Here is a 26,595-nt window from a genome sequence, read left to right on the forward strand (position 1 = left end):
GATGACAGCCGACTGGAAGGACGATCTCGAACTCATCCGCGACGCCGCGCGTCAGGCGGCAGAAATCGCATATGACTTTTTCGGCCGCTCGCCGGAAGTCTGGTGGAAGAACGAGGGCCGTTCACCCGTCAGCGCCGCTGATTTCGCTGCCAATGACCGGCTGCAGAGCGTGCTTCTGAAAGCCCGGCCGAACTATGGCTGGCTGTCGGAGGAGACCGATGACGACGCGGCCCGGCTTTCGGTCGAAACGTTGTTCGTCGTCGATCCGATCGACGGCACGCGCGCTTTCATCAATGGCGAAAAGACCTGGTGCGTTTCTGTCGCCGTGGTGCATCGCGGCTCGCCGGTCGCGGGCGTGCTGGCGGCCCCGGCGCTGGAGGAGGAGTTCACCGCCTATGCTGGCGGGCCGGCGTTGAAGAACGGGGCGCCGATTGAGGTCACGTCCGGCCGGTCCGGTAGCCAGCTCACGGTCGCGGTCGATGAAACGCTGCTGAAGAAGTTCGATCCGGCCCTGCAGCAGGACATCCAACGAGCGCGTTACATTCCTTCGCTTGCCTATCGGCTGGCCATGGTCGCGGACGGGCGGATCGATGGCACGATCGTGCGGCGCAATTCGCATGACTGGGATCTCGCTGCCGCCGATCTGATCCTGGAGCGGGCAGGCGGACGGCTTACCGGCCTCGACGGTAATCGGCTGACCTATAACCGGCCCGGCGTCAGCCATGAAATGCTCGTCGCCGGTGCCGGCCATGCGCTCGACAGTCTTTTGCCCCAGCTTCTCCACCCATCATCGGGTTGACCTTTTTTGGAGAATGCAGCACAGGAGGGGCGGGGGAGATTGAACGGACGGATTGATAAAATGACTGACACGGGCGAAAAGAAACAACTCCTGCATCTGGTCTTCGGCGGCGAACTCAAGAGCCTCAAGGGCGTCGAGTTCAAGGACCTTTCCAAACTGGATATCGTCGGCATCTATCCCGACTACGCCAGCGCTCTGATTGCCTGGCGCGGCAAGGCGCAGCAGACGGTCGACAACGCCGAGATGCGCTATTTCATCGTCCATATGCACCGCCTGCTGGACCCGGAAACCGCATCCGCCTGAGAGCGGATCGAGGGTCGGCCCCGGGGCGACGACAGGGTCGGTTTGAGGCAAGCCTTGGCTCGTAAAATGTGATCGTGAATGCCCGGTCCCGTGCGTTGGCTTGAGCCCCAGGGACCCTTTTTTGACGCATTTGTAAAACACAAAAAACTCGGCTACGGATACTCAATAGGAGAGGCTATCACATTGACGGCAGCCATGATGGATCGAGGACATCGGCGATGAGCAGCGGTTTGGCGCGCATGGCCTTGCTCGGCTACCGCATGGCGGGTGTGATGCTTTATCCGCTCGTCGGTCCCTATCTCAGCTATCGTGCGATGAAGGGCAAGGAAGACCGCTCGCGCCGTCTGGAACGCCTCGGTTATGCAAGTCTTGCCCGTCCGCGCGGGCCGCTTGTCTGGGTGCATGCGGCAAGCGTCGGTGAGACGATCGCCATTCTTCCGATGATCCGCGAGCTTCTCCGCCGCGAAATCCATATTCTCCTGACGACCGGTACGGTCACGTCGGCCGGTCTCGTTCAGTCGCGGCTGGCGGATGAGGTCATCCATCAATACGTGCCGCTCGACCTGAAGTTTCCGATCAAGCGTTTCCTGTCCTACTGGAAGCCGGATGCCTGCATCACCGCGGAATCGGAAATCTGGCCGACCACCGTGGCCGAGCTTGCCCGCCGCCACATTCCGCAGATCCGCGTCAACGCCCGCATTTCCGACCGCTCTTTCGAGCGCTGGCACAATTACAGCTCGGTCGCCGAAACGCTGTTCGAAAAGATGTCGCTGGTCGTCGCACAGTCGGACATGGATGCCGAGCGTTTCCGCGATCTCGGCGCCTGGCCGGTCATCGTATCGGGCAATCTGAAGAGCGATACCGATCCGCCGCCCTGCGACGAAACAGTGCTCGGCGTCTATCGCAAGCAGATCGGCAACCGCCCCACCTGGGCGGCGATCTCCACCTTCGAGGGTGAGGAAAAGCTGGCGGCCACCGTGCATCGCACGTTGAAGCCGAAGAATAGCCAGTTGACGATCCTCGTGCCGCGCCACCCGGACCGCGCCGATGCGATCGAGGAAATGCTGAAGGGCGAAGGGCTGAAAGTCGCACGCCGGTCCCGCAATGATGTGATCTCCGCCGAGACGGATGTTTTCCTCGGCGATTCCATCGGCGAGATGGGCCTTTACCTGCGATTGACCGAAGTCGCCTTTGTCGGCAAGTCGCTGGCGAACGAAGGCGGCCAGAACCCGCTGGAACCGGCCATGCTCGGCTGCGCGGTTCTCTCTGGCCCGCATGTGCAGAATTTCCGCGACGCCTACCAGCATCTCGTCCGCAAGGGCGGCGCCCGCATCGTCAAGGATGTGGAAATGCTCGCCAAGGCGGTGCATTACCTGCTGATCAACGATCTCGCCCGGATCAAGATGGTCGATTCCGGCCATGACGCAATGGAAGAGATGCGTGGCGCTCTGGCGAAAACCGTCAAGGCGTTGGAACCCTATATCAATCCGCTGACGGTCAGTGCCCGGCTTCAGCCGAAGGCCACAGCAGCGGCGAGCCGATGAATTCCGAGATACTCGAAAAGATTGCCGGCATCCTGTTCGACAAGGACGGGACGCTTTTGCGTTATGACGAAAGCTGGGGGCCGGTAAACCGCGAGGCAGCCCGCATCGCCGCCGCCGGCAATGCCGAGCTTGAACCGCAGCTTCTGTTTTCCGGCGGCATGGACCCGGTTTCTGGTCATACTCGAGCGGACAGCCTGCTTGCCGCGGGCAATGCGGCGGAAATCGCGGCCGGTTTCGTGTCGGCTGGCTCTCCGCTGGATGTCGCCGACCTCACCCGGCTGCTCGACGAACTCTTCATCCGCTCGGCCGACTATTCCGTGCCGGTGACCGATCTTGCGGTCTTTTTTTCCCGGCTGAAGGCGCGCGGCCTGAAACTCGGCGTCGCTTCCAGCGACAACGAAGCCGCGATCCGCCAGACCGCGATCCGCTTCGGTTTCCTCGAACATCTCGATTTCATCGCCGGTTACGACAGCGGCCACGGCGTCAAGCCGACCGCCGGCATGGTACTCGGCTTCTGCCGCGCCACCGGGCTGGAACCGACACAGGTGGCGATGGTCGGTGACAACAATCACGACATGCATATGGGCGCCAATGCCGGCGTCGGCCTCAAGGTGGCGGTCCTGACCGGCACCGGTTCGCCGGAAACGCTGTCGGCCGCCTCCGATATCTGCATCGACGATATCACCGGGCTCGAAACCCTCCTGCCGCAAGCCACCGTCGGGGCCTAAGTCCCTTCCGGACTTGTCTTTTCGGAAAAATTCCCATCTTCTTCGCGGACTCTTTGGGGACGGATCGGACATGGTATCGGAAGCACCGCCATTCTGGTGGACGAAAGCGGGCTGGCAGGCCTGGGGGCTCTGGCCGTTCTCCTTCCTCTATGGCCGGATCGCCGGGCGCCGCATGGCGCGTACCAGGCGTGCCAGCGTGCCGGTTCCGGTGATCTGCGTCGGCAACTTCACCGTCGGCGGCGCCGGCAAGACCCCGACGGCGATCGCGATAGCCCGCGCCGCAAAGGAGAAGGGTTTGAAACCCGGCTTCCTGACCCGCGGCTACGGCGGCACGATCGACGTTACGACGATCGTCGATCCGGAACACCATCGCGCCGAAGCCGTCGGTGATGAGGCGCTGCTGCTCTGCCGCGAAACCCTGACGGTGATCTCGCGCACGCGGGTGGACGGGGCGCTGAAGCTGGTCGAGGAAGGCGTCGACCTGATCATCATGGATGACGGTTTCCAGAGCGCCCGGCTGACGCTCGATTTCGCGCTGGTCGTTATCGACACCTTCCGCGGCATCGGCAACGGACATCTCGTGCCCAGCGGCCCGGTGCGCGCGCCGATCTCCGAGCAGATGCACCAGCTTTCTGCCATTCTCAAGGTCGGCAACGGCTCTGCCGCCGACCAGCTTGTCCGCCAAGCGGCCCGCGCCGGCAAGCAGATCCATGTTGCCTCTCTGAAGCCCCGCGAAAACCGCGCCATCGCCGGCAAACAGGTCCTCGCCTTCGCCGGCATCGCTGATCCAAATAAGTTCTACCGCACGGTCAAGGAGGTCGGCGGCCTCGTGACCGAAACCCGCGATTTTCCCGACCACCATTATTTCACCGAGGACGAAATCGCCGACCTGTTGGACGATGCGGAAAAGAAGGGTCTGGTCCTCGTTACGACAGCCAAGGACGCAGTCCGTCTCGCCGGCCATCATGGGAGGATGGAAGAGCTCGCCAAGAAAACGAGTGTGGTGGACGTTGATATGACTTTCGACGACCCCCACGGGCCGGTGAATATCATCGATACGGCAATCGCTAATTTCCGCGAACGGCGGATACGCGAGGCGAATGCGAAGAAGGTCTAGCCGCGCTCCTGTCATTCCTCCAGTTCGAGGTAAGTCCCGCCATATATTCAGGGTTGCATTCGAAGTCCTCTTCGAGAGGCGGATAATGCACCATGGAGGCGGAAATGACGGATATGAAAATCGGCAGCGAGCAGCTGAGCAGGGAATATGCGCTCAGGATCCTGACGACCAAGCCGGATGAGGTGGGTCATCAGAAGCCCTCGTCGCTCAGCGGATTGATCGGCCTCTCCAGCGACCCGGTTCTGGAGGCTGCAAATGCGCAAGTCATCAGGATACTGATCGACGCCCTCGGCGATGCCGATGTTTCCGTCTCCGCAGGTGAGGCACAGGCCGGTGCGACAACCGGCGCCGGCAATGACACTATTTCAGTGACGGCAGGTAGCGTTGATCTGGTGTCTTCGAGCGAAGGAAATGACTCGATCGCCATAAAAACGTCAGGGCGGTATGACCTCTCGGGTGAGTGGCTGCTCAGCTCCGTCGACCGGGTCGAAGCAGGGGCGGGAGACGACGTGATTTCCATATCGAGCCACGGCAGCGTTACCCGGATTGACGGTGATGCCGGAAACGATGACATCAAGATCTCCAGTACCGTCACGTCCAAGATCGGCGCCGGCTTGCATGGGATCGACAATGTAGACGGTGGCGACGGAGACGACACGGTTACGCTGACGAGCTCTAGCAATGTCGGGAGAGTGTTCGGAGGCGGAGGCGAGGATTCCATTGTCATCGACGCCGGTGAGTCCGTGTCCGGCATCTACGGTGATGAAGGGAGCGATGCCATCACGGTGGATGCACAGAATGCTTCAGGTCTTAATGGCGGTAGTGGCAACGACACCATTACTGTAAGGGCTCAAAGTGCATATGGCCTCTATGGAGGCGAGGGCGACGACACGATCGTCGTGGATACCGAACGAAGCGTATCAGGCATCTATGGCGGCGAAGGCAATGATATTATTCGTATTAACACCACGGCTCTGGGTCATGTCGAGGGTGGGGCGGGCGATGACCACCTAATCCTCGAAAGCACCTGGTCTGACAGGAACTCGGTCTATTTCAGCGAGGGTGACGGACATGACATTGTCGAGACGAACAAGCCGCTGGAAATCCGGCGCTTCAATTCCGACGGTACCGGTGTTGCGGAAACCGACGCGACCTTCCGCCGGAACGAAGATGGGACCGTGACAATCGAATTCCCGGGGGGACAGGATTCCATCACGGTTAAATTCACGGTTGGTTCACCCAACGGCGATGTCGTGGTCGATCAGTTCAAGGGCAGCCTGATCGTTCGACAACTTTAGCCAATAACGTGGCGATCCTGTATCGCCATGATCAGAATGGCATAAGGTGAAAAGCAACCGGAAACTCACCCACGCTCCTGGTTCGGCAGCATACCCGCCCGCTTCTCCGCCTCCAGCGAAGCCGCACAATCCACATAAGGTTCCTGCCGCGCGACGCTCCAGTAGCGCAACTCGTCGATCGGGATTTGCGCGCCGCTGAGCGCGCAGAGAACGTAGGAGCCCGCGCTGAGGATCTGATAGTCGCCGTCGAGGTAGCGGATCTTCGCCTCGCGGAAGCCGCTGCCTTCGAACCGGTTCATCTGTCGTCTCCTGCGGAAAAACATGATTTTGCTCTACACCGCGTGGCCCTGAAATACCAGAGTTTTCAGCTTCGCCCGAACAACCGCTCGATGTCTGAAAGCTTGAGTTCGATATAGGTCGGGCGGCCGTGATTGCAGGTTCCGGAGCCGGGCGTCGCTTCCATTTCGCGCAAGAGCGCGTTCATTTCCTCGGGCTTCAGCCGCCGGCCGGAGCGCACCGAGCCGTGGCAGGCCATGGTGGCGGCGACATATTCCAGCTTGCTGCGCAACCCGCCGGCCGTGTTCCATTCGGCGATTTCGTCGGCGAGGTCGCGGACGAGAGAGGTGGCATCCACTTCGCCCAGCATAGCGGGTGTCTCGCGCACCGCGACCGCGCCGGGGCCGAAACGTTCGACGACAAGCCCGAGCCGGTCGAGTTCGGACGCATGCGCCACCAGCCGGTCGCAATCCTCTTCCGGCAGGTCGATGATCTCGGGAATCAGCAGCACCTGGCTCGTCAGCCGCTTGTCGTCGAGCGCCTTGCGCATCGCCTCGAACACCAGCCTTTCATGGGCGGCATGCTGGTCGACGATGACGAGGCCGTTTTCCGTCTGCGCGACGATATAATTCTCATGCACCTGGGCGCGGGCAGCGCCCAAGCGGTAGCGCGACGGTTCGTCCGCCGCAGCGACGGATGACCGGAACGGTTCCGAGATTGTGGCATCGGCCCGCGCCGTGGGCATGGTCAACGCATCGAAGCCAGTCTGCAGCTGCTCGGCAAAATCGTGGGCTGGCTGCGGATAAAGCGGGCGAGATGGCGAAGTCGTGGCGGCCCAGGAAGTGCGTGGCGCGGATGGCATGGGAGCGCCGCCCGCAAAGCCACCTGCGAAACCGGGACGAAAGGCGCGCATCATGCCGGATGCGCCGGTGGTCGCCGCCCGGTCGCCTTCGCGATGCAGCGCCTCGCGGATCGCACCGACGATCAGCCCGCGCACGAGGCCCGGATCGCGGAAGCGCACGTCCGATTTGGCCGGATGCACGTTGACGTCGACCAGTGCCGGATCGAGCGTGATGGAAAGCACTGCCACCGGATAACGCCCGGCCGGCATCTGCTCGGCATAGGCGCCGCGGATGGCCGAGAGGATCAGCTTGTCCTGCACCGGGCGGCCGTTGACGAAGGCATATTGATGCGCCGAGTTGCCGCGATGGAAACTCGGCACGCCGACAAAGCCCTTCAGCTCCACGTCTTCGCGGGCCGCATCGATCTCGATCGCATTGTCGCGGAAATCGTCGCCGAGAACCTGCGCCATGCGGGCCAGATGGTCTTCTCCGGTCGCCGGGAATTCCAGCGTCGAGCGGTCGGTGCCGGACAGTACGAAACGGATATTCGGGAAGGCGATCGCCATACGCTTGACGACTTCGGTGATGGCGCCGGCTTCCGCCCTCTCCGTCTTGAGGAATTTGAGGCGGGCAGGGGTGGCGAAGAAGATATCGCGCACTTCGACCACCGTGCCCGTGTTGGCTGGTGCCGGCTTGACGCCCGCCGTCTTCCCGCCCATGACCGCCACCTGCGAGCCGCCGGCATCGCCGTTGCGGCGGCTGGTAATGGTGAGCTTGGCGACCGAGCCGATCGAAGGCAGCGCCTCGCCGCGGAAGCCGAGGGTGCGGATATCGTCGAGCGTCTCCGAAATCTTCGAGGTGCAATGCCGGCGAACGGCAAGATCGAGGTCGTTGGCATCCATGCCGGCGCCGTTATCGGTAATGCGGATCAGGCTCTTGCCGCCGCCGGCCGTGGCGATTTCGATGCGCGTTGCGCCGGCATCGATCGCGTTTTCGATCAATTCCTTGGCCGCACTCGCGGGCCGCTCGATCACCTCGCCGGCAGCGATCTGGTTGATGAGCGTCTCTGGCAATTGTTTGACTGGCATGCCGCCATTTTCGCGGATTCGGCCGCACTTGGAAAGGCGTTTGCGGGCGCCTGTGGAAAGGTCGTTGGAAAAATGAACCGGAATACAGACGCGGAGCCTGAAAATCTTTTGCAGGCGCGTCTGGAGAGTCCCGATTCAAACGATTTGAGGGGCTTATTCCGCGCCTGCACGGCTGTTCATTAAGAGGCTCTTAAGACAAACGTTCTAGTTTAAACCAATTGATTGTGGATGAACCCGGGAAAGCGCCAGCTTTCCGCGAGTGATCAGGATGGCGGCCAGCTGGGCACCGCCGTGACGAGACCTGACACCCGTTGAAGGACTTGCAGCCAGCATGTTTCCAAGCCGAGACGACCGAAACTAGAAGGATTTGCGCCGCGAGGCGACCAATCGGCATTGCGGACCGGAGAAACATCCGGGACCGGAAAAGCATACGGGGAGTTTCATCCTATGAATGATTTGGCGTCGGCGGACCCGAACATTCAGACAGCCATGCTCGAAGTCATTTCCGATGGTGTTTCGGGTGGCTTGCTTGTCTATGACAAGAATGATCTGATCGTTTTCGCGAGCCAGCAGCTGGTCACTCTTCTGCCGGTTCCCAAGAATTTTCTGGCGCCCGGCACGCGGCTGAGGGATTTCCTCGGCGCGGTTTACGATAGCGGCGGCCGATTTGCAGCGGACGTGTCCGGTCCGAGGCGCATACTGGGCCGCGAGGACTGGATCGCCGACCGTATCGCCACCCTCTGGAAGGAGCGTGCCGACACGATCGAAAAGCGCGGCACCGACCGCTGGCTCAATTTCACCAAACGTCGTCTCTCGTCCGGTTACGGCGTCTGCGTCATCAAGGACGTTTCCGACCACAAGAAGCGCGAGGAACAGTGGCGCGCCGACATGGAACGCGTCCAGATCACCGAGGAAGTGCTCGATAATCTTCCCTATGCCATCACGGTCAGGGACAGCCGGATGGTTTTCGTCGCGGCCAACAAGCTTGCCGCCAATTTCCTCGACCTGCCGACCGAGGCGATCCTCGGGCGCAAGGGGTCCGACGTCTATCCGCCGGAAGTCGACGAGCGTCTGGACCGGATCAACCGGCAGATCCTGGAGCTGGGCGAACCCGCGCAACTGCGGGAGCTGATCACCCGTCCGGACGGCTCGCAGGTCGTCAGCCTCGCCCATAAATTCCGCATCGGCAAACCCGGCCGCTATTACATCGTCAGCGCCATGGTGGACATCACCAATCTCGTCGAGATCGACGAAGACGGCAGCGAAGTCACGCCGCGCATCAGTGCTGGCAGCCTGAACCGGTCGAAACTCACTCATCGGGAACGTCCGGTGCCTGTCGCGCCGCAATCCGATGTTTCGGGTCGCAAGGTGTTGCTGGTTTCCGCCGACCAGCAGATCCAGTCGGATGCGTCACGGGTCTTCCGGGGCCTGCAGGTGGATTCATCCACCGTGTCGAGCCTCGAGGAAATGACCCTCTTCGTGCAGCTCGCGGGTGAGGCGGGAATATCGATCGATCTCGTCGTCGTCGATGCCGCGCTCGACGATCGTTATGTCGAACTTGCCCGCCGCAATCACATCCGCACCTGCACGCTCGATTGCCGAAGCGCCAAGAAAGACCTTGCGGCACTCGTTTCGAAAAGCCTGACGGAGACGGTCGACATTCCGGTCGCGGAGGCCGGTGCCGATGACGATTGGCAGATCACCTCCGGAGCAGAGACGGATGCCAATGCGATCGATATCCTCGTGGCGGAAGACAACGAGGTCAACCAGATCGTCTTTTCGCAGATCCTCGAAGGGTTCGGTTACCGTTACGCGATCGCCACCGATGGCGAGCAGGCGGTGAAGTTATGGCAGGAACGTTCGCCGAAGCTGATCCTGATGGACGTCACGCTGCCGAAGCTCACCGGCTTCGAAGCGAGCGCCCGTATTCGCGCCATGGAAACGGTCGACAACACCATCCCGATCATCGGTGTCCTCGCCCAGGCTTTCGATCGTGACCGTGACGATTGTTTCGCATCGGGCATGAACGACGTCATCCTGAAGCCGATCAGCCCCGAGGCTCTTGAAGCCGTATTCAATACCTATATCGGCAAGCTGCCGAGACAGGCGTATGCTTAAGCGATTAATCAATCTGTTCATCTAAGTTAAGCTCGGGCCATGATTTTTTAATCTTTTTGCCCCATCGTTGCGCCAGTTCGAGAGTGCAACGGGATTACTCATGAAGTCGGCGGGAAACCTATTGCCGCAGGTCAGCCAGAATGAGCTGCAGGCAATGGCTTATAGCGATCCCCTGACCGGGCTCGGAAACCGTTACCGCATGCGCGACAAAGTGCGCCTGCTGGCGGCGGAGCGCGCCCAGGACCCGGCTCCCTTCACCATCTGCATTGCCAATCTTGACGGTTTCAAGCCGATCAACGATCTGTTCGGTTCGGTTGCCGGCGACGAAATCCTCTGCCAGGTCGCCCATCGTCTGAAAGCCTGCATTCCGGACGGCGCGACCGTCACCCGTCATGACGGCGACGAATTCGCCTTCATCCTGCCGCTGATCTTCGAGCGCACAGGCGCCGAGCGGATCGGCCAGATGATCAAGGACGTTCTGTCGGCCCCTTACGATCTCGGCGACCGCAACGTGCGTCTGTCCGCCTCGTTCGGTTTTGCCATCTATCCGTTCGCCGGTGAAGATTTCGAGGAACTGCTGAAGAGCGCGGAAACCGCGCTCTACCGTTCCAAGCGCCGCGGGCGCGGGCAGATCACCGTTTATTCCCGTGAGATCGCTCAGGAGATGAAGCGCGCAACGCAGCTCGAACAGGCACTGCGCAATGCGATCATTGCCGATGCGGTGGATGTGCATTTCCAGCCGATCGTGCGCATCAGCGACGGCAGTGTCGTCGGTTTCGAAGCGCTGGCCCGCTGGATCGATGCCGATCTCGGCTTCGTTTCACCCGCCGTTTTCGTGCCTCTTGCGGAAGAGCGCGGTTTTATTGACGCGCTTTCTGAAACGTTACTGCGAAAGGCGGCGGAGGCTGCGCTCTCCTGGCCGCGCGATCTTTTTCTGTCATTTAACCTGTCTTCCGCGCAGCTGATGGACCCCGGCACGACCGAAACAATTCTTGCAACGCTCGGCCGCGTCGGGCTCGATCCCTACCGGCTTGAGCTGGAAATCACCGAAACGGCGGTGATGACGTCCGCCGACACAGCCCAGCGCATCATCACCGATCTGCGCCAGGCTGGCGTGCGGATTTCACTCGACGACTTCGGCACCGGCCAGTCGAGCCTTGGCCGTCTTCGCGACTTCACCTTCGACAAGGTCAAGATCGACCGCGCCTTTGTGTCCCGCATCACCACCGACCGGGCTTCGGAACATATCGTCAAAGCGATCATCGCCATGTGCCAGGGCCTCGACCTCGAAGTCGTCGCCGAAGGCATCGAGACGCCCGAGGATGCCGAAAAGCTCAACGGACTCGGCTGCGGCATGGGGCAGGGCTATTATTACGGCAGGCCCGCCGACGGTAACGTCACACTCCGTTACCTGCATGATCACTATCGCGACTTCGTGACGATCGACCGTCCCTGATAGCATTCCCAAAAACGACGCCCGCACGCCGTTCGACGCCGCTGATGGTGCTCGCAACGTCTGCCCGGCTGCGCGATGATGACGTCTTGCCGCACGCCAACAGACCGGGACGCCGATGCCGCTTACCAACGATCCCCTCCTGCAGCCGTTTCAACTCAAGCACCTGACGCTGCGAAACCGGTTGATGTCGACCGCCCACGAGCCGGCCTATTCCGAAGACGGCATGCCGAAGGATCGTTATCGCCTCTACCACTTGGAAAAGGCCAAGGGCGGCATCGCACTGACCATGACGGCAGGCTCTGCCATCGTCTCCATGGACAGCCCGCCCGCCTTCGGCAACCTGTCGGCCTATAAGGACGAGATCGTGCCCTGGCTGAAACGGCTGGCCGACGACTGTCATGAGCATGGCGCGGCGGTGATGATCCAGCTCACCCATCTCGGGCGCAGGACTTCCGGTTGGAGCAGGGGCCACTGGCTGCCGGTCTTGGCGCCATCTCCGGTTCGCGAACAGGCCCATCGCGCCTTTCCGAAAGAAGCGGAAGACTGGGACATCGAGCGCATCGTCGGCGACTATGCCGCGGCCGCCCAGCGCATGCAGGCTGCCGGCTTGGACGGGATCGAGTTCGAGGCCTACGGGCATTTCATGGATCAGTTCTGGTCGCCGGCCACCAACCGCCGCGAGGACGAATTCGGCGGATCGCTGGAAAACCGCATGCGGTTTTCCAGTCTGGTGATCGATGCAGTGCGCAAAGCTGTCGGCCCAGACTTCATCGTCGGCATCCGCATGGCGGCGGACGAGGATTGGGAAAAGGGGCTTTCTCGCGAAGAGGGCGTCGAGATCGCCCGCCGTCTGACCGGTTCCGGCAATATCGACTTTCTCAACATCATCCGCGGCCATATCGATAGCGACGCCGCACTGACCGGCGTCATCCCGATCCAGGGCATGCGCTCTGCTCCGCATCTGGATTTCGCTGGCGAAGTGCGCGAAGCGACGAAGTTTCCGGTCTTCCACGCCGCCCGGATCGCCGACGTGGCAACCGCGCGGCACGCGATCGCTGCCGGCCGGCTGGATATGGTCGGCATGACGCGGGCGCATATTGCCGACCCGCATATCGGCCGCAAGATTCTGGCCGGCGAAGAACATCGCATCCGCCCCTGCGTCGGCGCTACCTATTGCCTCGACCGCATCTATGAAGGCGGGGAGGCGCTCTGTATTCACAATGCGGCGACCGGCCGCGAGGGGGAAATGCCGCACGACATCGTCAAGGCGGATACGTCTCGAACGGCCGTTGTCGTCGGCGCCGGTCCTGCCGGGCTTGAAGCGGCACGTGTGCTTGCCGAGCGCGGCCACCGGGTGACGGTGCTTGAGGCGATGGGAGAGGCGGGCGGGCAGATCAACCTTCTCGTCCGCAATCCGCGCCGCAAGGAGATGATCGGCATTGTCGACTGGCGGCTTGCCGAACTGGAGCGTCTCGGTGTCGAGATCCGCTACGATACCTATGCCGATGTGGCGGACGTCACGGTTCTCGATCCCGATCTTGTGGTGATCGCAACCGGCGGCGTGGCGCAGTTTCCGGAGATCGAAAGCGGCGCCGAGTTGCTGACATCGAGCTGGGACATTCTGGCCGGTGCCGTGCGTCCCGCAGGCCCTGTGCTTCTCTTCGACGACAATGGTGGCCATGCCGGGATGAGCACGGCCGAGCTGATCGCCAATGGCGGAACAGAGCTGGAGGTCGTTTCTCCGGAACGCTTCTTCGCCCCGGAAATGGGCGGCATGAACCATGTGCCCTATGCGAAAACCTTTGCGGAAAAGAACGTGAAGGTCACCATCAACACGCGGCTCAAATCGGTGCGCCGGGATGGCAACGGTCTCGTGGCCGTGCTCGGTTCGGACTATTCGGAGAGTGCCAGCCAAGAGCGCCGGGTCGCACAGGTCGTGGTGGAACATGGCACCATCGCCAATGCCGATCTCTATGTGGAACTGAAACCCCTGTCGCGAAACCTCGGCGCGGTGGATTACAACGCCTTGATCAACCGAAAGCCGCCCTTACCGGAGACGCAGCCGGATGCGAAATTCGATCTGATCCGCATCGGCGACGCGGTCGCCGGCCGCAATGTGCACGCGGCCATCTATGATGCGCTGCGTTATTGTTCGCTTCTGTAGCGAGCACAAACAAAAAGAGCGGCACGCGCGGTGCCGCTCTTTCTTGAGGTGACGGCGTGTCACCCGTTCCAGGCCGTTCAGGCCCGAGCGCCTACTTGCTCGGAGCTGCCGGAGCCGTCGACGGGGTAGTGGCGCCGCCCGCAGCAGGGGTCGAGGTCGAAGACGTAGTCGTCCGGTCGGTCTCGGCCTGCTTGTCTGCAAGCGTCTTGAATTCCGGGGCAGCCTGAAGCGCCTCGGCAGTTTCGGTTGTGGTCAGCTTGACCTCGTTGTTTTCACGGCCGACAGTGATCTTGTCCATCGGCACTGCGACGCTCTTTTCGCCGATGCCGAGGAAGCCGCCGACGCCGATCACGGCTGCGACGATACCGCCCTTTTCTTCGAAGATCAGGTCGTTGACGTCACCGATGCTCTTGTTATCGGAATTGTAGACGCCCTTGCCGATATAATCGTTGGCGCTGATCTGGGTTTCTTCCTGTTCGGTCAGATATGAGCCGGAAGCGGCTGCCATATCGTTGCCGGTAGCCGGAGCGGGCTTCGCGGCGCTATCGGCCGGCTTAGCTGCCGGATCGGCCGGTGCCATCGGGGCTGCCGGAGCCGGGGATGCCGGGGCGGCGGGCTGGGTCTGGGCGAATGCCGGTGCCATGGCGGTGGATGCCAGGAGAACGGCTGCTACCATCGTGCTAAGAGTCTTCTTCATAATCCTAACCTTCCTCTGCTCAAGTCTTTATCGAACGCGCGACTTTTCCGGGCTTTCGGCCTGCGGTTGTCGCGCCGGTTCGAGAGGAGAATGTCAAGGATAGGCCTTTGGTTCCGGCAAAAATTGCCGAAATTTTAGGCGATTTTGCCGGAACCTTTTGTTATTTCAGATGTTCGGAATGTCTTTTTGCGCGGATCAATGTCTTTTTGCGCGGGTTAAAGAATGTAAGCCGGTTCTGGTTCTGCAATCACCGGTACCGCGATCTCGAACAGGCCTCCAGCTTGCGGATCGGCCTTGCGCGCCGCTTCATCCAGCCCTTCCCATGACGAGGTGACCGCCATTCTGCCTTCGCCGATAACGGCCGGGCAGGTGGTGCGGCGAGCCGGAATATTGTAGCGCGCCAGGTGCACGCCTTCCTTCGAATAGTGGTCGACCGCGCCGGCGCCCCAGCGGGCGTTCCAGATCGTGCCGTCCGCGGCGCAGATCGATCCATCTATGCCGCCCGGCTTGCCGTTCTCGTCAACGAATACCTTGGCCTCACCATTGGGAAGCCCCGTTTCCGGATCGAGCGGTACCCGCATCATCAGGTTGACGCGAGTATCGACATAATAGCCGGTCGCTCCGTCGGGCGAGAAGCAGATCGAGTTCGGAATGCTGATACGATCGAAAAGCTTCGTCACGACACCCTGCCGCACGTGATAGATGGCGCCGGCGCCGTCCTCGGCCTTTTTGCCCATCGTGCCGATCCACAGGCTGCCCGACGGGTGAACACGCCCGTCATTGGAGCGATTGCCGGGTTTATCCGCCTCGAGTTCGACATAGGGTGTCAGCTCGTTGTTGGCGCGATTGCGGATGAAGAGGCCCTTGTCGCTGGCGATCAGCTGGCGCTCTGCATCGATCGCCGCCACGACGCTGCCCATGAAGGGCAGGCGATGGACGATCTCGCGGCCGGTCGGGAGATGGAGTTCATGCAAGGCCTTGCCCAGAATGTCGAACCACCACAGCGTCGAGGTTTCCGCTTCGAAGGACGGACCTTCCCCCAATTCGCAATAGGACGAGGAGAGGACGGAACCTTCGAATTCATAGGTGGTCGGCATGCGATATCTCCATTCGATATGTCGGGATATGTCGGTTTTGAAATCACTAGCACCATCCGGCGTGTTGCCAAACTGCATCCCTAATTGATTTGATCCCCAACAATTATCCACTGACAACGAATCGCAAAGCGTGCGACAACAATCTGGCAGGTTGCCGCATATTGAAATTGATAATAGTCAAGAATTTGAGATAATTCTAAAATTCAAGATAGATGTTGAGATAGGTAAACACTCCTTGCGGGATGATTTTTCGGATATATGCTCAGATACGGGCGGTGAGGCGGAGATTCTTTTCGGCTGGTCGCGGGAGGCTTTTGCCGCCCGGGGCCGGCTCTCTAGCTGTGTTGCAAAGGCCAGTGAGCGCTCGAATCTGGCAAGCGAGCAAAGAAACACGTGATGTCAAATATCGAGAGAGCCGCCGACCACCGCAACTTTGATGGAAATGTCGAGGAGATCGCTGGCTTAAAGACGCAGTTTGACGTCTTTCGCTTCATGAAGCGCATAACCGAGCAATATGGTTGCCGCGTCTTTTTGGTGATGACTTTGCCGGCAGCGACGTCGCTGGATCTTTCCAGCAACAGCGTCATCACCAACTGGCCTGCCGAGATGATGGCGCATTTCGACCGCGAAGGGCTGATGCACACCAGTCCGGTCATTCGCCGGCTGCGCAATTCCACCCTGCCTTTCACCGTCGATCTGGAAAACGTCAGTGCCGATCGCCGCGGCCCGCTGGTTCGCGGCATTTTCGGCCGGTTCGGCATCGTCCGCGGCGCCTACTTCCCGGTGCATGACATGACCGGCAACCGGGGTGCGGTTTCCTTCGCCGGCGATCAGGTGACCTTCAACCCTCAGCAGATGATGGAACTGATGTATGTCGCGGTTCACGTCTTCGAGCGGCTGGCGGAAATCCGCAATCTCGACGTCAGGCCGACCGACACGCTGACCGACCGCGAGATCGACTGTTTGAACTGGACCGCCGCCGGCAAGACCAGTGCCGAGATCGCCGATATTCTCGGCCTCTCCGAACACACGGTGAATCACTATCTGAACCGCGCCGCCAAGAAGCTGGATACCGTCAACCGCACCCAGGCGGTGGCAAAAGCGCTGCGCGTCGGCTTGATCAAATAGTAAAATCTGTGCTGCGTTGCACATAAAATCATCGCCGCTTGCGTCTTAATCGCCACCGGAAATGCCGCCAATTAAGGCTTTGCTGCGTTGCAGCGAGAAATCACGACCGAAGTGGTTGAAAAGCCTCAACAAAGGAAGCATCTTCCCGTCTGGCATAAATCATGCTTCTGTAGGAACAGGTCCAGAGGGGACTGCAAGCGCCCCAAGAGGCGTGACAAGAAAAGCCGCCGTCTCGATCAGTGCGCCATATGGCAGCCGATCGGGCGGCGGTTTTCTTTTCTGCGGTGTTCTGGCGCCTTGCTCAGGCCGAGTGCGAACTCCTATATATCGCCAGGCGCCGCCAACCTGTGTGGCCAAATCGAAATCGGGAGTTTTGGGATTATGGCCGACGTGACGAAGCAGGACGTTCTGGCAGTGCTCGCAAAGGTGCGCGGGCCTGACCTCGAGGGCGACATCGTTTCGCGCAACATGGTCTCCGACGTCTTCATTTCCGACAGCAAGGTCTATTTCTCGATCACCGTCCCGGCAGACAGGGCGCAGGAGCTGGAGCCGCTACGCGTCGCCGCCGAGCGCACGGTCAAGGCCATGCCCGGCGTCAAGGGCGCGCTCGTCACCCTGACGGCCGACCGCAAGGCCGGCTCCGCTCCTGCACCGCGTCCGCAGCCGGCTGCTGCGCAGGGACATTCTCATGGGCATGATCACCACGGTCACTCCCATTCACACTCTCACGCTCCTGCCGCCGGCCAGCAACAACCGCGCGCGAAATCCGGCGTGCCGGGCGTCGGCGCCATCATCGCCGTCGCGTCCGGCAAGGGTGGCGTCGGCAAATCGACCACCGCCGTCAATCTGGCGCTTGGTCTTCAGGCAAACGGCCTGAAGGTCGGCCTGCTCGATGCCGATATCTACGGCCCCTCCGTGCCGCGACTGATGAAGATCACCGGTCGGCCGCAGCAGATCGAGAACCGCTTCATCAAGCCGATGGAGAATTATGGCCTCAAAGCCATGTCGATGGGTTTCCTCGTCGATGAGGAAACAGCGATGATCTGGCGTGGCCCGATGGTCCAGTCGGCGCTGCTGCAGATGCTGCGCGAAGTCGCCTGGGGCGATCTCGACGTTCTCGTCGTCGACATGCCACCAGGCACCGGCGACGTGCAGCTCACCATGGCGCAGCAGGTGCCGCTCGCCGGCGCCGTCATCGTCTCCACCCCGCAGGATCTGGCGCTGCTTGATGCCCGCAAGGGGATCGCGATGTTCCGCAAGGTCGAGGTGCCGCTGCTCGGCATCATCGAGAACATGAGCTATTTCCTCGCGCCCGACACCGGCAAGCGTTACGACATCTTCGGCCACGGCGGCGCCCGCGGCGAGGCTGAACGCATCGGCGTACCATTCCTCGGCGAAGTGCCGCTGACGATCGACATCCGCGAGCGTTCCGACGCCGGCACGCCTGTCGTCGCCTCCGATCCGGATGGCGCTTCGGCGAAAATCTATCGCGACATTGCCGCCAAGGTCTGGGCGGAACTCGGCGGGCGCACCCCGCGCGAGGCCCCGGCGATCGTCTTCGAATAGGAATTATCGAGGCCGCTATAAAAAGACTGGTTCTGCGGGTCTTCGACTTCCGTCGCGGGCACCGCTGGCCGGTAAATTCGCCAAGCCTTTGATCTGGGTCGCGAATCGGTCTGCCGAGCGAGAGGTCTTGAACATCTCCCTCGCAAGGTCCATGGTGCAGCGCCACGAGCGAGATAAAGGCACCACTTGATTTTGACTATGGCACTCTTTATAGGCGCGTCCCGCCGGAGCCTTGCTGGTGGTTCCGACCGATTGGAACCAGCAAGCCCGCTTTTCAATTTAGGCCGATATTTCTCGGCCGGAGATCACGATTGATCAATGCCTATTGCGCCAATGGCTCGATGAAGACGCTTGCGCCGGCTGAGGCGCAGCGCGAGCTTTCCGACGATATCGTCTGGATTGATCTCGTCGAACCGACGATCGAAGAAGATCGTTATATGGAAGGCCTGCTCGGCATCCAGGTGCCGACCCGCGACGACCTGAAGGATATCGAACCGTCGAGCCGTCTCTATATCGAGAAGGATTCGGTGTTCATGACCGCCTCTCTGGTCTGGCGCGCCGACGGCAGCGATCCGCAACTGACCGATGTCGCCTTCATCTTGACCGGCAACCGGCTGGTCACCGTCCGTTATGCCGATCCGAAAAGCTTCCAGCTGTTCATCGCAGCCCTCGGCCGCATTCCGGAAGGAAGCCGTGACGGCACGACGCTTCTGGCACGGCTGCTGGAGACGATCGCCGACCGCACAGCCGAGATCATCGAGCACACGGTCGATCATATCGACGCGCTGTCCACCGATATCTTCCGCGAGCGTGGCAGGCGCCGCCCCCCGCTTTATCTGGAAAGCAAGCTTGCCAAGATCGCCGAATATCACCGGCTGGTCGCCAAGGTACGCGACAGCCTCGGCTCGCTGTCCCGCCTCCTGACCTTCCTGATGAACGTGCCGCTCATCCACAAGGAAAAGTCGGATGGCAGCCTCTGCGCTACGATCGCCCATGACGTGGAAACGCTTTCGGAACATGCAGGCTTCGTCGCCGGCAATATCGCCTTCCTGCTGGATGCTTCGCTCGGCCTGATCAGTGTCGAGCAGAACGCCATCATCAAGATCTTCTCGATCGCCTCCGTGGTCTTCCTGCCGCCAACACTTGTCGCCTCCATCTCCGGCATGAACTTTCACTTCATGCCGGAGTTGGATTGGCACTTCGGATATCCCCTTGCGATCATCGGAATGGTTACATCCGCGATCGTTCCCTTCTTCGTTTTCCGCTGGAAAGGCTGGCTCTGACGCCAGACACCCCATGGGTCACCCCGCTGAACATCACGCTGCCGAAAAGACCAAGGTCCAAGGCCTCTTCGCGCTCGCGCTCGGCTCCATCGGCGTCGTTTACGGCGATATCGGCACCAGCCCGCTTTATGCATTCCGCGAAGCGCTGAAGCCGATCGCCCATGACGGCGTCACCCAGCTCGAGGTCATCGGCCTCATCTCGCTGATGATCTGGACGCTGACGATCATCGTCACCTTCAAATACGTGCTGTTCCTGCTGCGCGCCGATAACGACGGCGAAGGTGGCACGCTGTCGCTGCTCGCCCTGTTGACCAAGGGCGGCAACGGCCATCGCGCATTCCTGATGCTGCTCGGCCTGATCGGCGCAGCACTCTTTCTGGGCGATGCGATGATCACGCCGGCTCTATCAGTCATGTCGGCGGTCGAAGGCCTGAAGCTCGTGGCACCGAGCCTGGAACGCGCCGTCCTGCCGGTTTCGGTGGTCATCCTGGTCGCGCTTTTCGCCATCCAGTCGAAGGGTACCGGTCTCGTCGCGCGCTTCTTCGGCCCGATCACCGCTGTCTGGTTCTTCGTCATGGGGGCGGGCGGTATCGCCCATATCTCCGACGACTACAGCATTCTCGCCGCTTTCAACCCGTGGCACGCCATCGAGTTCATGCTGAACGAGAGTTTTACCGGCATTGTCGTTCTGGGTGCGGTCTTCCTGACCGTCACCGGTGCCGAAGCACTCTATGCCGATCTTGGCCACTTCGGCCGTCGCCCCATTCAGTGGGCGTGGTTCGTGCTTGTTTTCCCGGCGCTGACGCTGAACTATCTTGGGCAGGGCGCTCTGGTGCTGAAGCATCCGGAAGCCATGGAAAACCCGTTCTACCTGATGTTTCCAGAATGGGCGCTGCTGCCGGTTGTCATTCTGGCGACTGCCGCGACCATCATCGCCAGCCAGGCCGTCATTACCGGCGCCTTCTCGCTGGTGCGTCAGGCGATCCATCTCGGTTATCTGCCGCGCATGCAGATCCTGTTTACCTCCGAGACCAATACCGGGCAGATCTTCCTGCCTTCGGTCAACACGCTGCTGCTGGTCGGCGTCATCGCCCTGGTCCTCGGCTTCGAAAGTTCGGATGCGCTCGCCACCGCTTATGGCATCTCGGTGACTGGCGCGATGGTCGTCACCACGCTGATGGCCTTCGAATTCGTGCGCGTAAAATGGAAATGGCCGCAGGGGCTGGCCATCGGCGCATTGGCGCCGCTGCTGGCACTCGAACTGGTTTTCCTCGGCGCCAACCTTCTGAAAATCCATGACGGCGGCTGGGTGCCGGTCATGCTGGCGATCGTTTTCACCATCACTATGCTGACCTGGCGCCGCGGCACGGGCATTCTCTTCGAAAAGACCCGCCGCATCGACGTGCCGCTCGCGACCTTCATTCCGATGGTGGAAAAGAAGAGCGACCACGCGCCGGTTTCCGTCCCAGGTGTCGCGATCTTCCTGACCAGCGACCCGGAAACCGCGCCGGCAGCACTTCTCCACAACATCAAGCACAATCACGTTCTGCACGAAAAGAACGTCATCCTGACGATCATTACCGTCAGCAAGCCGCGCGTTTCGCTTGAAGAGCGTTACAGGATCGAAAAGCTCTCCGACCGTTTCACCCTGGTCGAACTGCGTTTCGGCTTCATGCAGTCGCACAATGTCTCCCAGGCGCTCGCCTATCTGAGAAAGACCGGCTTCAAATTCGACATCATGTCGACCTCATTCTATCTCGGCCGTCGCAAACTGGTGCCGGATGCGGCTTCGGGCATGCCCATGTGGCAGGATCGCCTGTTCATCGCCATGGCGAATACGGCGACCGACCCTTCCGATTACTTCCATCTGCCGGCCAACCGCGTCGTGGAACTCGGCTCGCATGTCATCATCTGAGGTGGCCGACGGGCCACACGGGATGCTGACATTTATGTGAAACTGCTGATAAAGCCTGTGTTCCAGGCCTTTCTCATGTGAGCGTTAACCGCTCATCAAGGTTAATGAGAGATTTTCACAAGGTCCTTGTTGCCTTGTGGAGTTACCGGTTTTGCGTTCGAAGAGCGTTAAGCGTCGCAAATCCTCTGTTTTCCCGAACGTCGGTGTTCGGCTGAATGCATGGATTTCCCCGGCCGTCTTCGGCCTTGCCTCCTGGCTTGCCTTTCCGTCCGCTCCCGCGCACGGGGATCTTTCCGACCTTTTGACCGGCTTCAACGGTGCCAAACAGTGGCGCATGATGCTGATCGACTCGCCGGCCGGCTCCATCCATCAGGCCTCCCTCGCTTTCCCGGGCGCCCGCAATGCCTTCTCAGGCAATGCCGGTCTCCAGCTTGCCGACGGCCGCAAGATCGCTCTCGTCGATGAGAACAAGACGCCCGATCCGCGCCCCGACGAGGAGAGGGTGAACCGCGCCGAGAAGAAGGGCCGCATCGTTTCGGTCGAGCCGATGCTGCCGCCAAAAGCCTTCACGGCCGGCTCGGTGCTGGACAGGCAGAGCTCGCTGACCTTGCCGGTTGAAGATAAGGACGCGATGACCGCCTTCCTCCGCCCGGGCAAGAACGACGAGCCGATTGAGATGGCGTCCTTCTATTTCCGCAGAGACGAGCCGAAACCGGCCGAAGGCGATCTCATGCCGATGATCGCCGAGCTGATCAATAATCCGACCGCCGATGTGCTCGCTACCGCCTATGCCGAACCGGCGCCGGATTTCGCGCGGCAATCGCCTTTCGATGCGCTCCTGAATGAAAAGCCGAAGCCTGGCCGCTTCATTCCGCCGATCGGTGCGGATGATCATGCTTGGGCCGCCACCCCGCTGCCGGTGGATTCGTTCTCCGCCAAGCAGCAGCAATGCCTCGCCTCCGGCATCTATTTCGAATCGCGCGGCGAATCCGCCCGTGGTCAGGCGGCGGTGGCACAGGTTATCCTCAACCGCGTTCGCAATCCGTCCTATCCGAAGACGATCTGCGACGTGGTTTATCAGAACGAAGACTGGCGTAACCGCTGCCAGTTCTCCTTTGCCTGCGATAATATCGCGGACCGGGTGCGCTCCGAATATCACTGGACGATGGCCCGCGAAGTGGCAATGGCGGTGACGGCTGGCAAGATCTGGCTGCCGGAAGTCGGTTCCGCTACACATTATCATGCAGCCTATGTTCATCCCTCCTGGGCGCGCACCATGAAGAAGGTCGGCCGCATCGGTCTGCATATCTTCTACCGCACCTATGGCGGCGGCTGGAGCTGACGAGCCGCATTCCGCCGATTGGCCCGCTGATTCCCGCGACAGTTTTACCCGATCCCGGTTGCGTGGCGAATAAGTCGCTGATTTTATTCGGTTAATTTAGCTCAAACGAACGCCCTGCAACGCCTTGACTATAGGGGCGGTCAAAACTATGTTGCGCGCGACTTGAAAGCGGGCCGGAAGGCGCGAAATCCCTCGTTAGTTGCCCATTTGGGCGGTTGAAGGGCTTCCGGGGCGGAGGCTTGAAGAGGGAAGACGCAAATGACGGATGATCGTGACGATAGTCTGGAAGAGCGCCGTCGGCGCCTGTCTACCGAACTGGCGGGCAGGAAAGCTGAAGACGCGGCAGAGGCGAAGAGGGACGCACAATCTGAGGAAAGCCGCAAGGGCATGGCCCTCGGGCTGAAGATTTCCTCGGAGTTCATCTCCGCGATCGCTGTTGGTGCGATTTTGGGCTTTCTTCTTGACCGTTTTGCCGGTACGTCGCCTTGGGGATTGATCGTTTTCCTTCTCCTTGGTTTCTGCGCCGGTGTGCTGAATGTGCTTCGCACGGTGGGAATGGTGGCTCCGTCGCCTTTCTCCCAGCAAGCCGCCAAAGATAAGAAGCGGGACGGCCTCTAGGTCGTTGCATGTGAATAGGTGCCGCCTCGCGCGGCGAAGGATAAGAGGTAGACGGTGTCAAACGATCCGATCCATCAGTTCCAGATCAGCAAGATCGTTCCGATCGAGGTCGGCGGCATCGATTTCTCCTTTACCAATGCTTCTCTTTTCATGGTCGCCACCGTGGCTTGTGCCGCCGGCTTCCTTTATTTCGCAACCTCGCAGCGTGGCCTCATCCCGGGCCGGGCGCAGTCGGTTGCCGAAATGTCCTATGAATTCATTGCCGGCATGCTGCGCGAAGGTGCGGGAAGCCATGGCATGAAATTCTTCCCGTTCGTCTTCTCGCTGTTCATGTTCGTGCTGACCGCGAACCTGCTCGGCATGTTCCCTTACTTCTATACGATCACCAGCCAGATCATCGTCACCTTTGCATTGGCGGTCTTGGTCATCGGCACCGTGGTCGTTTACGGCTTCTACAAGCACGGCACGCATTTCCTGCAGATCTTCGTGCCGAGCGGCGTTCCCGGCATTCTTCTGCCGCTGGTATCGACCATCGAAGTCATCTCGTTCCTGTCCCGCCCGATTTCGCTGTCCGTTCGTCTTTTCGCGAACATGCTGGCCGGCCATATCACGCTCAAGGTCTTCGCAGGCTTCGTCGCCTCGCTCGGCACCATGGGCGCGCTCGGCATCGGCGGTGCAGTCCTGCCTCTCATCATGACCGTCGCCTTGACCGGTCTCGAATTCCTGGTCGCCTTCCTCCAGGCCTACGTCTTTGCGGTACTGACTTGCATGTACCTCAACGATGCGGTCCATCCGGGCGGGCACTAAGAATAACGACATTGGCGTCCTGGGCGTCAGTCTATAGCCGCAACAACCATTTCGAAGGAGTTTCTCATGGAAGCGGAAGCAGCAAAGTTCATCGGTGCAGGTCTGGCTTGCTTTGGCATGGCTGGTACGGCCCTCGGCCTCGGCAACATCTTCGGCAACTACCTCTCGGGCGCTCTGCGTAACCCGTCTGCCGCTGACAGCCAGTTCGGTCGTCTGGTATTCGGCTTCGCCGTTACGGAAGCTCTGGGCATCTTCTCGCTGCTCATCGCTCTCCTGCTCCTGTTCGCAGTCTGATACCTGCCAGGATATGGATCGCGGCCGCTTTTCTTGAGTGGCCGTGATCCTTCGCATTTGGAATACACCTGCCCGCCTTGGGTACTTGGAGGTGATGATGTTCGTGACCTCGGCATATGCGCAGACCGCGCCGGCCGCTACAGACCCGCATGCCGCGCCCGCAGGCGAAGTGCATACCGAAACCGGCGCTGCCCATGGTGGCGAGCACGGTGGCGGTGTTTTCCCGCCCTTCGACTCGACGCATTTCTCGTCGCAGCTCCTGTGGCTCGTCATCACCTTCGGCCTCTTCTATCTTCTGATGAAGAAGGTCATCGTTCCTCGCGTCGGCGGTATTCTCGAACACCGCCACGACAGGATCGCTCAGGATCTCGACGAAGCCGCCCGCCTCAAGGCTGAGGCCGACGCTGCCGTCGAAACCTATGAAAAGGAACTGGCTTCTGCCCGTTCCAAGGCAAATTCGATCGCCGAAACTGCCCGCGAAGCTGCAAAAACCAAGGCTGCTGCCGATCGCACTGCGATCGAAGCGGAACTGGCTGCCAAGCTTTCGGCCGCGGAAGCCCGTATCGGCGAGATCAAGACCGCTGCTTTCGCGCAGGTCGGCCAGATCGCCGAGGAAACCGCGTCTGCCGTCGTCGATCAGCTGATCGGCGCCAAGGCGACCGGCGACGACATCAAGGCTGCGGTTGCAGCCGCGAAGACGGAGGCCTGATCCGATGGCATTTGATGCAACATTCTTTGCCCTCGTCGGCCTCGTTCTTTTCCTCGCGCTGATCGTGTACCTCAAGGTACCGGGCATGATGGCGAAGTCGCTCGACGAACGTGCGAACAATATCCGCAAGGAACTCGACGAAGCCAAGCGCCTGCGCGAAGAAGCCCAGGCCCTGCTCGCCGAATACCAGCGCAAGCGCAAGGAAGCCGAAGCGGAAGCAGCCCAGATCGTTGCCGCCGCCGAACGTGAAGCTGCAGCGCTCACCGCCGAAGCCAAGCAGAAGACGGAGGAATTCGTCGCCCGCCGCAACGCGCTGTCCGAGCAGAAGATCAAGCAGGCCGAAGCCGACGCCATCGGCGCCGTCCGTGCCGCTGCCGTCGATCTCGCGATCGCCGCTGCCGAGCGGGTCATTTCGGCCAAGACCGACACCTCCACCCAGGATGCCCTGTTCAAGGACGCCGTCGGCAAGGTGCAGTCTCGCCTGAACTGATTTGATCAGACAGAGATTTAAAAAGGCCGGGGCAAAACCCCGACCTTTTTGTTCTGGTTGACAGGAGGATCGCGGATGGCTTTGATCGGTGGAAATCTGTCGCGGGAACAGGCGCTATCCCTGACCGGGCGGTTCCTCGCAGAACGCTTTGCCGATGCCGACTTCGCTTTCGTGGCCGGCTCGATCATGCGTGGCGCGGGCACTCCGTCTTCCGATATCGACCTCGTGGTTCTCCATTCGGCTCTGCCGAATGCCCATCGCCGGTCGCAGCTTTTCGAAGGCATGCCATTCGAAGCCTTCGTTCGATGGCACGCTCCGCTGGTTCCTTGAGGCAGATGTGAAGGCAGGACTGCCAGTCCTGATCCGCATGGTGGTGGAGGGCGTGGTGGTCGGCCCACGTCCGCAGCGCGCAGAGGCGCTGCGCAGCGAAGCGGCCGCTCTCCTGGCCAAGGGCCCGTCACCGCTGGGCCGAGATCAGCTCGACCGGACGCGATATGGCATCTCAAGCTTGCTGGAAGATCTGGGCGACGAGCGGCCGGATTTCGAACAGGTGGCGATCGGTGCGGCGCTCTATCAGGCACTGGGCGATTTTATCCTGCGCGCCAATGGCCATTGGTCCGGCTCAGGCAAATGGCTTCCGAGGCAGGTGATGGCCTTCGATGAGACGGTGGGCAACGCATTCACTGCGGCCTTCGATACGCTGTTTCGCGACAGGGAAGCCAAGCCAGTTCTGGAAATCGCAGAACGGGTCCTCGCACCTTATGGCGGGTTTCTGTTTGATGGCTATCGTGCCGACGCGCCGGCGGAATGGCGGCGGGAAAAGCCCGACGTCTGAGCGTCGTTGTCGTTTCCGCCGAAATCCGGGGAAGGGAGAGCCGGTAAGGCCGAGATTCTTCGCCCATGGATGCGAGACAAA

The 26,595-nt window shown here is 60.8% G+C and carries 25 protein-coding genes; 21 read left to right on the forward strand and 4 right to left on the reverse strand.

What is annotated here, in order from left to right; genetic code table 11:
* The first annotated feature begins 1 nt into the window (after window position 1).
* The 6 genes from KX729_RS05520 (at window position 2) to KX729_RS05545 (ending at window position 5,789) form a co-directional block, all read left to right on the forward strand.
* Entirely contained in the window at window positions 2-799 is a 798-nt protein-coding gene (locus KX729_RS05520) for a 3'(2'),5'-bisphosphate nucleotidase CysQ (protein ID WP_219741441.1), read from the forward strand.
* 60 nt (window positions 800-859) lie between these two features.
* Window positions 860-1,102: a DUF4170 domain-containing protein gene (locus tag KX729_RS05525; RefSeq protein WP_219741442.1), complete on the forward strand. Its 243-nt coding sequence runs from the start codon at window positions 860-862 to the stop codon at window positions 1,100-1,102.
* A gap of 218 nt (window positions 1,103-1,320) precedes the next feature.
* The gene (gene waaA / locus KX729_RS05530) at window positions 1,321-2,646 is read left to right on the forward strand and encodes a lipid IV(A) 3-deoxy-D-manno-octulosonic acid transferase (protein ID WP_219741443.1); all 1,326 of its coding nucleotides are present in this window, start codon (window positions 1,321-1,323) and stop codon (window positions 2,644-2,646) included.
* Window positions 2,643-3,374, forward strand: a complete 732-nt coding sequence (locus KX729_RS05535) for an HAD family hydrolase (RefSeq protein ID WP_219741444.1) — start codon at window positions 2,643-2,645, stop codon at window positions 3,372-3,374. The genes waaA and KX729_RS05535 overlap by 4 nt, the downstream gene beginning before the upstream one ends.
* A 70-nt stretch (window positions 3,375-3,444) precedes the next feature.
* A complete protein-coding gene (gene lpxK, locus KX729_RS05540) occupies window positions 3,445-4,491 on the forward strand; it encodes a tetraacyldisaccharide 4'-kinase (protein WP_219741445.1) in 1,047 nt (348 codons plus the stop codon).
* Between the two features lie 104 nt (window positions 4,492-4,595).
* Complete coding sequence (locus KX729_RS05545; RefSeq protein WP_219741446.1) at window positions 4,596-5,789, forward strand: hypothetical protein; 1,194 nt, start codon at window positions 4,596-4,598, stop codon at window positions 5,787-5,789.
* 65 nt (window positions 5,790-5,854) lie between these two features.
* Here the strand turns inward: KX729_RS05545 and KX729_RS05550 are convergent, their stop codons facing one another.
* Together KX729_RS05550 and mutL are read right to left on the reverse strand one after the other, a co-directional pair.
* The gene (locus KX729_RS05550; RefSeq protein WP_219741447.1) at window positions 5,855-6,088 is read right to left on the reverse strand and encodes a DUF2093 domain-containing protein; all 234 of its coding nucleotides are present in this window, start codon (window positions 6,086-6,088) and stop codon (window positions 5,855-5,857) included.
* Between the two features lie 65 nt (window positions 6,089-6,153).
* A complete protein-coding gene (mutL, locus tag KX729_RS05555) occupies window positions 6,154-7,995 on the reverse strand; it encodes a DNA mismatch repair endonuclease MutL (RefSeq protein WP_219741448.1) in 1,842 nt (613 codons plus the stop codon).
* Between the two features lie 447 nt (window positions 7,996-8,442).
* Between mutL and KX729_RS05560 the strand changes: the two genes are divergently transcribed.
* The 3 genes from KX729_RS05560 (at window position 8,443) to KX729_RS05570 (ending at window position 13,733) form a co-directional block, all read left to right on the forward strand.
* A complete protein-coding gene (locus KX729_RS05560; protein ID WP_219741449.1) occupies window positions 8,443-10,113 on the forward strand; it encodes a response regulator in 1,671 nt (556 codons plus the stop codon).
* A gap of 100 nt (window positions 10,114-10,213) precedes the next feature.
* A complete protein-coding gene (locus KX729_RS05565; protein WP_219741450.1) occupies window positions 10,214-11,569 on the forward strand; it encodes a putative bifunctional diguanylate cyclase/phosphodiesterase in 1,356 nt (451 codons plus the stop codon).
* Window positions 11,570-11,684: 115 nt separating this feature from the next.
* The gene (locus KX729_RS05570; protein WP_219741451.1) at window positions 11,685-13,733 is read left to right on the forward strand and encodes an NADH:flavin oxidoreductase; all 2,049 of its coding nucleotides are present in this window, start codon (window positions 11,685-11,687) and stop codon (window positions 13,731-13,733) included.
* A 91-nt stretch (window positions 13,734-13,824) separates the two neighbouring features.
* Here KX729_RS05570 and KX729_RS05575 read toward each other — a convergent pair whose 3' ends face one another.
* Window positions 13,825-14,430 carry a PRC-barrel domain-containing protein gene (locus tag KX729_RS05575; protein WP_219741452.1) on the reverse strand — a complete coding sequence of 202 codons (606 nt, stop codon included), beginning with the start codon at window positions 14,428-14,430 and terminating at the stop codon, window positions 13,825-13,827.
* Between the two features lie 215 nt (window positions 14,431-14,645).
* Window positions 14,646-15,527, reverse strand: a complete 882-nt coding sequence (locus tag KX729_RS05580) for an SMP-30/gluconolactonase/LRE family protein (RefSeq protein ID WP_219741453.1) — start codon at window positions 15,525-15,527, stop codon at window positions 14,646-14,648.
* Window positions 15,528-15,923: 396 nt separating this feature from the next.
* Between KX729_RS05580 and KX729_RS05585 the strand changes: the two genes are divergently transcribed.
* From KX729_RS05585 to KX729_RS05640, 12 genes are all read left to right on the forward strand, one after another.
* On the forward strand, window positions 15,924-16,655 hold the full coding sequence (locus KX729_RS05585; RefSeq protein WP_219741454.1) for a LuxR family transcriptional regulator: 732 nt from the start codon (window positions 15,924-15,926) through the stop codon (window positions 16,653-16,655).
* Window positions 16,656-17,036: 381 nt separating this feature from the next.
* Window positions 17,037-18,221, forward strand: coding sequence for an iron-sulfur cluster carrier protein ApbC (gene apbC / locus KX729_RS05590; RefSeq protein WP_219741455.1), 1,185 nt, complete (start codon window positions 17,037-17,039; stop codon window positions 18,219-18,221).
* Between the two features lie 311 nt (window positions 18,222-18,532).
* Window positions 18,533-19,504, forward strand: a complete 972-nt coding sequence (locus KX729_RS05595; RefSeq protein WP_376775923.1) for a magnesium transporter CorA family protein — start codon at window positions 18,533-18,535, stop codon at window positions 19,502-19,504.
* A gap of 13 nt (window positions 19,505-19,517) precedes the next feature.
* The gene (locus tag KX729_RS05600; protein WP_219741456.1) at window positions 19,518-21,419 is read left to right on the forward strand and encodes a potassium transporter Kup; all 1,902 of its coding nucleotides are present in this window, start codon (window positions 19,518-19,520) and stop codon (window positions 21,417-21,419) included.
* A 151-nt stretch (window positions 21,420-21,570) separates the two neighbouring features.
* Window positions 21,571-22,761 carry a cell wall hydrolase gene (locus KX729_RS05605; RefSeq protein ID WP_219741457.1) on the forward strand — a complete coding sequence of 397 codons (1,191 nt, stop codon included), beginning with the start codon at window positions 21,571-21,573 and terminating at the stop codon, window positions 22,759-22,761.
* Between the two features lie 258 nt (window positions 22,762-23,019).
* Window positions 23,020-23,379 (forward strand): AtpZ/AtpI family protein, encoded by a 360-nt coding sequence (locus KX729_RS05610; protein WP_219741458.1) that lies wholly within the window; start codon window positions 23,020-23,022, stop codon window positions 23,377-23,379.
* A gap of 54 nt (window positions 23,380-23,433) precedes the next feature.
* Window positions 23,434-24,186 carry a F0F1 ATP synthase subunit A gene (locus tag KX729_RS05615; protein WP_219741459.1) on the forward strand — a complete coding sequence of 251 codons (753 nt, stop codon included), beginning with the start codon at window positions 23,434-23,436 and terminating at the stop codon, window positions 24,184-24,186.
* 66 nt (window positions 24,187-24,252) lie between these two features.
* Window positions 24,253-24,480 carry a F0F1 ATP synthase subunit C gene (locus KX729_RS05620; RefSeq protein WP_046796018.1) on the forward strand — a complete coding sequence of 76 codons (228 nt, stop codon included), beginning with the start codon at window positions 24,253-24,255 and terminating at the stop codon, window positions 24,478-24,480.
* Between the two features lie 97 nt (window positions 24,481-24,577).
* Window positions 24,578-25,189, forward strand: a complete 612-nt coding sequence (locus tag KX729_RS05625) for a F0F1 ATP synthase subunit B (protein WP_219741460.1) — start codon at window positions 24,578-24,580, stop codon at window positions 25,187-25,189.
* Window positions 25,190-25,193: 4 nt separating this feature from the next.
* Window positions 25,194-25,679: a F0F1 ATP synthase subunit B gene (locus KX729_RS05630; RefSeq protein ID WP_219741461.1), complete on the forward strand. Its 486-nt coding sequence runs from the start codon at window positions 25,194-25,196 to the stop codon at window positions 25,677-25,679.
* Between the two features lie 75 nt (window positions 25,680-25,754).
* Window positions 25,755-26,009 (forward strand): nucleotidyltransferase domain-containing protein, encoded by a 255-nt coding sequence (locus tag KX729_RS05635; RefSeq protein ID WP_219741462.1) that lies wholly within the window; start codon window positions 25,755-25,757, stop codon window positions 26,007-26,009.
* Window positions 26,010-26,016: 7 nt separating this feature from the next.
* Window positions 26,017-26,514 (forward strand): nucleotidyltransferase domain-containing protein, encoded by a 498-nt coding sequence (locus KX729_RS05640; protein ID WP_219741463.1) that lies wholly within the window; start codon window positions 26,017-26,019, stop codon window positions 26,512-26,514.
* The last annotated feature ends 81 nt before the right edge of the window (window positions 26,515-26,595 follow it).

The sequence above is a fragment of the Neorhizobium populisoli genome (assembly GCF_019430945.1).
Lineage (GTDB): Bacteria > Pseudomonadota > Alphaproteobacteria > Rhizobiales > Rhizobiaceae > Neorhizobium > Neorhizobium populisoli.